Annotated in this window: 3 protein-coding genes; 2 read left to right on the top strand and 1 reads right to left on the bottom strand. The window is 39.5% G+C overall.

The window, feature by feature from the left end; translation table 11 throughout:
- Positions 1-211: 211 nt before the first annotated feature.
- Positions 212-1,738, top strand: a complete 1,527-nt coding sequence (locus PCY70_RS00110; RefSeq protein ID WP_029487770.1) for a putative polysaccharide biosynthesis protein — start codon at positions 212-214, stop codon at positions 1,736-1,738.
- 306 nt (positions 1,739-2,044) lie between these two features.
- On the opposite strand, the gene PCY70_RS00105 is transcribed toward PCY70_RS00110, so the two are convergent.
- Entirely contained in the window at positions 2,045-4,018 is a 1,974-nt protein-coding gene (locus tag PCY70_RS00105) for a methyl-accepting chemotaxis protein (RefSeq protein WP_305767959.1), read from the bottom strand.
- A 429-nt stretch (positions 4,019-4,447) separates the two neighbouring features.
- Between PCY70_RS00105 and PCY70_RS00100 the strand changes: the two genes are divergently transcribed.
- On the top strand, positions 4,448-5,800 hold the full coding sequence (locus PCY70_RS00100) for an APC family permease (protein WP_305767958.1): 1,353 nt from the start codon (positions 4,448-4,450) through the stop codon (positions 5,798-5,800).
- The last annotated feature ends 1,370 nt before the right edge of the window (positions 5,801-7,170 follow it).

The following is a 7,170-nucleotide window of genomic DNA, read 5'->3' as shown; positions in this document are numbered from 1 at the left end:
AGTAATTTAACTATTTATCATTTTTCTTTTTTTTTGAGTTTGTTACAAAACATAATTGTTGTTCAATTTACAAAAATTTTTTTACCATGTTTAGTTCACCCTATGATTTAGTTCATAGGGTCTTTTTTATTGCGGACAAAAGTTTTTTTTCATACTTTGCGGACAAGCCTCATAAAGATATATATATAAGCACAACGAAAGGAGCTTTATGATGAGTAAAAAAACACTACTAATAGGAACTATGATTCTTACTGGTGCCAGTTTTATAACTAGAATTTTAGGTTTTATATTTCGAATCTTTTTATCTCACACTATGGGTGCCGAAGGAATGGGGTTATACCAACTGATCTTTCCGATCTATATGCTTGCCTGGGCTGTCTCCAGTGCGGGAGTATCGCTAGTCGTTTCCAAAAAAGTTGCCGAATACAATGCTCGGGGATTCCATGACGATGCTATTAAAATTATGAAAAGCGCGATCGTGCTATCACTGGTTATTTGCATACCAATTTCTCTATTCTTATTTATTTTTCACGAGCCCATTGCAATATACTTTGTTCATGCAGCAGATACGTCTTTGTCTATTCAATTACTCGGAACTTGTCTACCGTTTATGGCAACCTCGTGCTGCATCCGCGGTTATTTTCAGGGTCGTCAAGAGATGAGCGTTCCTGCAATAGCTCAGGTAATAGAGCAAGTTGCTAGAATGATTATTATTTATCTCGTTGCTGGAATGATGGTTCCATATGGCTTGGAATATGCCTGTGCGGCGGCGATGCTCGGACTCTGCGGTGGCGAATTTGCCTCTTGTGGATTTGCCATATTTATGTTTTTTAGGGCTCGAAACAAAATCAAATGTACCAAACCGTCTATAATTACATATAATAGTGCCATCAACACGATCTTCTACCTGTCATTACCAATCACAGCGAATCGATTTTTAACTTCCGCATTGCAATCGGTAGAAAATATCCTAATCCCCATGCAACTCGAAAAATTTGGACTAAGCTCGAGCGATGCATTAAGCGTATTTGGAATGTACTCTGGAATGGCGATGCCACTTTTATTATTTCCGTCAATGCTAACGGGGTCGCTATCGGTGGCACTCATCCCGTCGATCTCCGACGCGAAAGCGAGATCCAACAACGCCGAATTACAACGCACGGTGGCCTCGTCAGTACAACTATCTGCAATCATCGGAATAGGAGCGGGGGGACTATTTTTTACATTAGGAGACGAAATAGCGATGCTAGTCTATAATATGAGCGAAGTGGGTCACCTCCTCAAACTGCTAGCGCTGATATGTCCATTTTTCTATTTACAAGGGATACTAAACGGCGTATTAAACGGGCTTGGGCTACAAAAAACAACATTCCAAGGAAACATACTAGGGTCAGTAGCATGTATCGTGTTAATAATAGTCGGGGTACCAAAATCTGGATTAGTAGGATTCACACTAGCGCTACTAGCCCAAGCCGGAATCGCCACATGCTATCACCTCTACCATGCGCTAGACTCTATCAGCCTACCAATAAACGTTCTCAGTTGGATAATGAAACCAGCAATAGCGATAAGCATCGGCTCGATTGCCATTCGATATATATATAACAGCTTACTAAGCGGCATGGTGGGAGCGAAGGTAGCTACAGTAATAGCGATCGCATTGCTAGGGTTGTTCTACATCACATTTTTATTCGCGTTCAAATGCATTACAAAAGAAGATATCAAAGCATTTCTATAATCATTATAATAAGAAGAAACTTAGATAAGGTAGTCAAAAACTATCTTATCTTTTTTTTGTTTATTCACCGCTGATGCCGAACCCAACGCTGATGCGCTTACTTGCTACTCGTACATCTGCAGATAATAAGGTAAATGTTACCATTTAGGCAGCTTTTTAGGTAGCTTTTATATTTGACCTTTCAAAGTAGCTTTTATAACTTTCTTGCATTAAAAAAGAGCTCCGACTTTTACATCGAAACTCTTGTTGTTGAAGAATTTTATCCGTCATTCAAGATTCTTGGGGAAAAACTATCTTCTTACATTCCTATATCTCAAACTTATCTAATTGACCTTTCAAATTATCTGCTTGTGCTGCAAGCTCTTGACTGACTGCGACGTTTTCTTCTGATATGCCAGAGTTTTTGCTGATCTCTGTTTGTAACATCTCAACTTTGGCTATTATTGCGTGTAACGATTCCTTCTGACTAGTTGCATTAGCAGAAAGATTTTTGGAGAAGTCTCTGGTTTCGACGCTCGACTGAACTATTGTATCTAGCGCGGTCGATGTTAATTGCACCATGTTTTCTCCTTTGCGTAAACTTTCTAGATTCTTTTCGATTCGACCGTATATATCTTTTACGGTTTGTGTTGTAGTTGTTGACAACTCTCGAATTTCGTTTGCTACAACTGCGAAGCCTTTTCCTTGCTCTCCGACACGTGCTGCCTCGATTGATGCGTTAAGTGCTAGCAGATTCGTTTGTGTTGCGACATTTTCGATCGATCCAATTACATCACTAATTTCGTTGATAGATACGCTGATATCTTTCATTGCGGTTACTAGGTCGTTTCCTATCTTTTTGCTATCAAGCGCTTTGTTGGTCATGTCATTTACTACTTCATAACTCTTATCGATATCTCCGATTATGCCTATTACTCCTTCTGCTACTTGGATGGTTTCGTCTTTGAAGTGGCTGATTAGGTCTACTTGACCGATTGTTAGGTCTGCTAGTTCTTGTGCGGAGCCTGCAATTTGATTTGCCGCGTCTAAAACATTACCTGTTGATGATTGTGTATTATATAATAGGTCTTTTAAGCTTACTGAAATCGCTAGCAACGATACCTTGATTTTGTTGAAGTCGCCTACATAATTTTGTTGCGGTGTCGGTGTAAAGTCGCCCTCTGAGAAGCTTTGTAGAATCTTCGCTATTTCTTCGATATATCCGTTAATTGAACTTGAAACAGTATCTAGCGCTCCAACGATAGCTTCTAGCTCCAGTGTAGTTCTTGCAATGTGAGTTGTTGAAATGTTTAAATTTCCTTGTTGAAGCTTGCCTAGCTCTGTTACTACGTGCTCTAATGGATAAATATATACTCTTACAATTATTTTTACTGCTATATAGAATACTATCTGGCTAATTACCATAATTAATATGCTAGAGATAATTTCTTTCCATATGGCGTCTGTTACATGTGATTTCGGATAATTTGATACCATTCTATATGATGTATTAGGCACTGCGAACGCTGTTGTATAAGCCCCGTCTCCCATTGATGTAATGGTCGAAATGACGTCTCCATCGCGCATCGCAATGATGTCGTTTGCTGATACTGGATTGATTGATTGTAATGTTTTCATTTTTCCACCAGATGGCATATTGATCTCTTCTTTGTGAACGACGATTTCGTTGTCCTGATCTATAATAAATATACTTGTTCCATCTGTGCCAGAAAGCTCTACTATCAGTTCTTGCATTGAGTCTAGTGGTACTTCCATATTTATTACTCCAAGCAATTCGTGTGTCGCGTGTTGTGTTACTTTTCTAGATACTCCAATTAATAGAGTTCCAGTTAGAGGGCTTGTATATGGTTTTGACACGTATGTACCATTTGTAGACATTGCTCCCTTATACCATCCTGATTGCGTGAGGTCTTCTCCGAAAGATGGCTGCCATCCATCAGGGTCTATTACTTCGCCATCGGCTGTGAAGAAATATAAAGTTTCGATATCGTGTTTTAAATTAGATTGCAATTGTAAGTATGTTCTCAGCTGATCTAAATTTATTTCGTCTACAACAGATAGCTTTGTTGCCAATGTTTCTGCCAAAGTAGTTTTATCTGTAAGCCAGTTTGAGAACCCGTTTACAGCTATCGATGCATTGCTAATCGATGTCTTTTCTGCCACCTCAATTGTCGTTGTCGCAATAGAAAATAGTCTAATAATGGTGCTACATAATAGTATAATTGCAACAATTATACCAAATGTAAGGTTAATTTGCGTTTTGAACGCTTTTCTTTTCATAATTCTCCCCCTTTAGTATGATCACTAACACTACTATACATATTTCATAACTCTAATAATTATAACTGTAATTCCAAAAAAAGTGTGTTGATTCAAAAAAAAATTTGTCCCTTTAACTTTATTCTTTTTTATCTTTATCAGCATCTTTATCAGTTACTTTTTTTCCTGTTCTCTGATTTTCTTTTTGACCAAGACAATTTAAAATATTTTTTAAGGGTACTTCATTATTATAACAAAGATATTAAATTTTGCAACAAAATCTAGAATTTACATTATTTATATGTTATACTTGTCATTGCAGACTAGTTATCTTTAATTTTCATTTTGCAAATGCTTTATGCTGTGCGAATCAGTTTTTTACATACCGCGACCGCATGCATAGCATTAAATTTTCTTACACATTTTTAATTAGAAGGAAGTGATTATAATATGAAACAGAAAGAATATGGATTATTTACTGCTATCACTATGATAGTTGGCATCGTTATCGGTTCGGGTATCTTTTTTAAGAGCGATGACATTCTAAATTACACTGGTGGGAGCGTTAGTCTCGGTATTTTGGTCTTTGCTTTCGCTGCCATTAGCATTGTTTTTGGTAGCCTCACTATTGGCGAACTCGCCGCTCGTAATTCGAAGTCCGGCGGTATCATTACTTATGCCGAAGAGTTTAGCAAACCCGTCGCTTGTGCTATCGGTTGGTTTCAGGTATTTTTGTATTACCCCACTATTACTGCAGTTGTAGCTTGGGTTGCCGGCATTTACACCTGCTTGCTTTTTGGCTTCAACATGACTCTCATGAATCAAACCGTTATTGGCGCTATTTATATTGTTTTCCTATTTGTTATTAATATATTATCTAAAAAATTTGGCGGCTATTTGCAAAACGGTTCCACTATTATAAAATTGATTCCTCTTATTTTCTTTGCTATATGCGGCCTTACTATGGGTGACCCCGGCGCTACTCTTACTTCTACCAATGTGAAAACTGTGGGTACAGCAAGCGTTTTGGCTGCCCTCGCTCCTATCGCCTTTTCTTTTGATGGATGGATCGTAACTTCTGCGATCGGTGCGGAAGTTAAAAATAGTAAACGCAATCTCCCTATCGCTTTTGTTGTTGGCCCTCTTATTGTTCTGGCTGTTTATATCGTTTATTTTGTCGGTATCAGTACGCTGATAGGTCCGCAAAATGTTATTGCTTTAGGTGATGCGCATGTTGATGTCGCTGCCAATTCGTTAATGGGTCCTATGGGCGCTAAAATCGTTCTCATCTTTGTTATTATTTCTGTTGTTGGTACTGTAAATGGCCTCATTTTGGGTGGTATTAGGCTTCCACAATCTCTTGCCGCTCGTAATATGTTTCCTTTTGCTAATAAAATTAAGATTATCAGTGAACAATATGGCGTTTCCATCAGGTCAGCTATCGTCTTTTTTGTTGTTGTTATGTTTTGGCTTGTAATTCATTTCATTACTCAGAAATTTGCCTTATTAACATCCGGTGATGTCTCCGAAATTTCTATTGCCCTTAGCTACGGTTTATATATTTATCTATACATCCATGTAATTTTGCTTGCTAAGAGTGGCGAAATCAAGAGCAAAATTAAAGGGTATGTTATTCCAGGTCTTGCCATTTTCGGTGCGTGCATCATTTTATCATCGGTCTTTAGCAATTCGTTATTCTTTGTTCACTTTTCTATTTGTCTTACTATCATTCTTGCTGCAATGCTATATTACACCGAGATTGCTGTTCACAGAGAAGGCGATCAGGAAAAAAAAGTTGCTTAATTTATTGAGGTCTTATGGGCCTCTTTTTTATATGCTCGATTTTCTACATCTTTTCGATCGGCTACATCTTCTCCACCGTCTCCAGCTTCTCCGTCTTCTACATCATCTCAATCTGCTCGATCTGCTACATCCTCCCCAGATTCTACATCTTCTCCGTCTTCTACATCATCTCAATCTGCTCTATCTGCTACATCCTCCCATTCTACATCTTCTCCGTCATCTCATCTGCTCGATCTGCTACATCCTCCCTAGCTTCTACATCATCTCCGTCTTCTACATCATCTAATCTGCTCGATCTGCTACATCCTCCCCAGCTTCCACATCATCTCCGTCTTCTACATCATCTCAATCTGCTCATCTGCTACATCCTCCCCTTCTACATCATCTCCGTCATCTACATCATCTCAATCTGCTCTACATCCTCCCCACTTCTACATCATTCTCCGTCTTCTACATCATCTCAATCTGCTCTATCTGCTACATCCTCCCCACCTTCTACATCTTCTCCGTCTTCTACTCATCTCAGCTCTATCTGCTACATCCTCCCCATTTTCTACATCTTCTCCGTCTTCTACATCATCTCAATCTGCTCTATCTGCTACATCCTCCCCAGATTCTACATCTTCTCCGTCTTCTACATCTTCTCGATCTGCTACATCCTCCCCATTTTCTACATCTTCTCCGTCTTCTACATCATCTCAATCTGCTCTATCTGCTACATCCTCCCCATTTTCTACATCTTCTCCGTCTTCTACATCATCTCAATCTGCTCTATCTGCTACATCCTCCCTAGTTTCTACATCATCTCCGTCTTCTACATCCTCCCCAGCTTCTTCATCTTCTCCGTCATCTCCATCTTCCACATCTGCTCAATCTGCTCGATCTGCTACATTCTCCCCAGCTTCTACATCCTCCCCAGCTTCCACATCATCTCCGTCATCTACATCATCTCAATCTGCTCCATCCTCCCCAACTTCTACATCATCTCCGTCATCTACATCATCTCAATCTGCTCCATCCTCCCCAACTTCTACATCATCTCCGTCATCTACATCATCTCAATCTGCTCCATCCTCCCCAACTTCTACATCATCTCCGTCATCTACATCATCTCAATCTGCTCCATCCTCCCCAACTTCTACATCATCTCCGTCTTCTACATCTTCTCGATCTGCTACATCCTCCCTATCTTCTACATCTTCTCCGTCTCTCTACATCTGCTCGATCTGCTACATCCTCCCTAGCTTCTACATCATCTCCGTCATCTCAATCTGCTCGATCTGCTACATCCTCTTCTCCATCTTCTCCGTCTTCTACATCATCTCATCTCTCTATCTGCTACATCCTCCCCATTTTCTACATCTTCTCCT

Source organism: Candidatus Epulonipiscium viviparus, assembly GCF_030708075.1.
Classification (GTDB): Bacteria; Bacillota; Clostridia; order Lachnospirales; family Cellulosilyticaceae; genus Epulonipiscioides; species Epulonipiscioides viviparus.
Note: the sequence above shows the minus strand (reverse complement) of the source record. Positions and strands in the feature narration are given on the sequence as shown.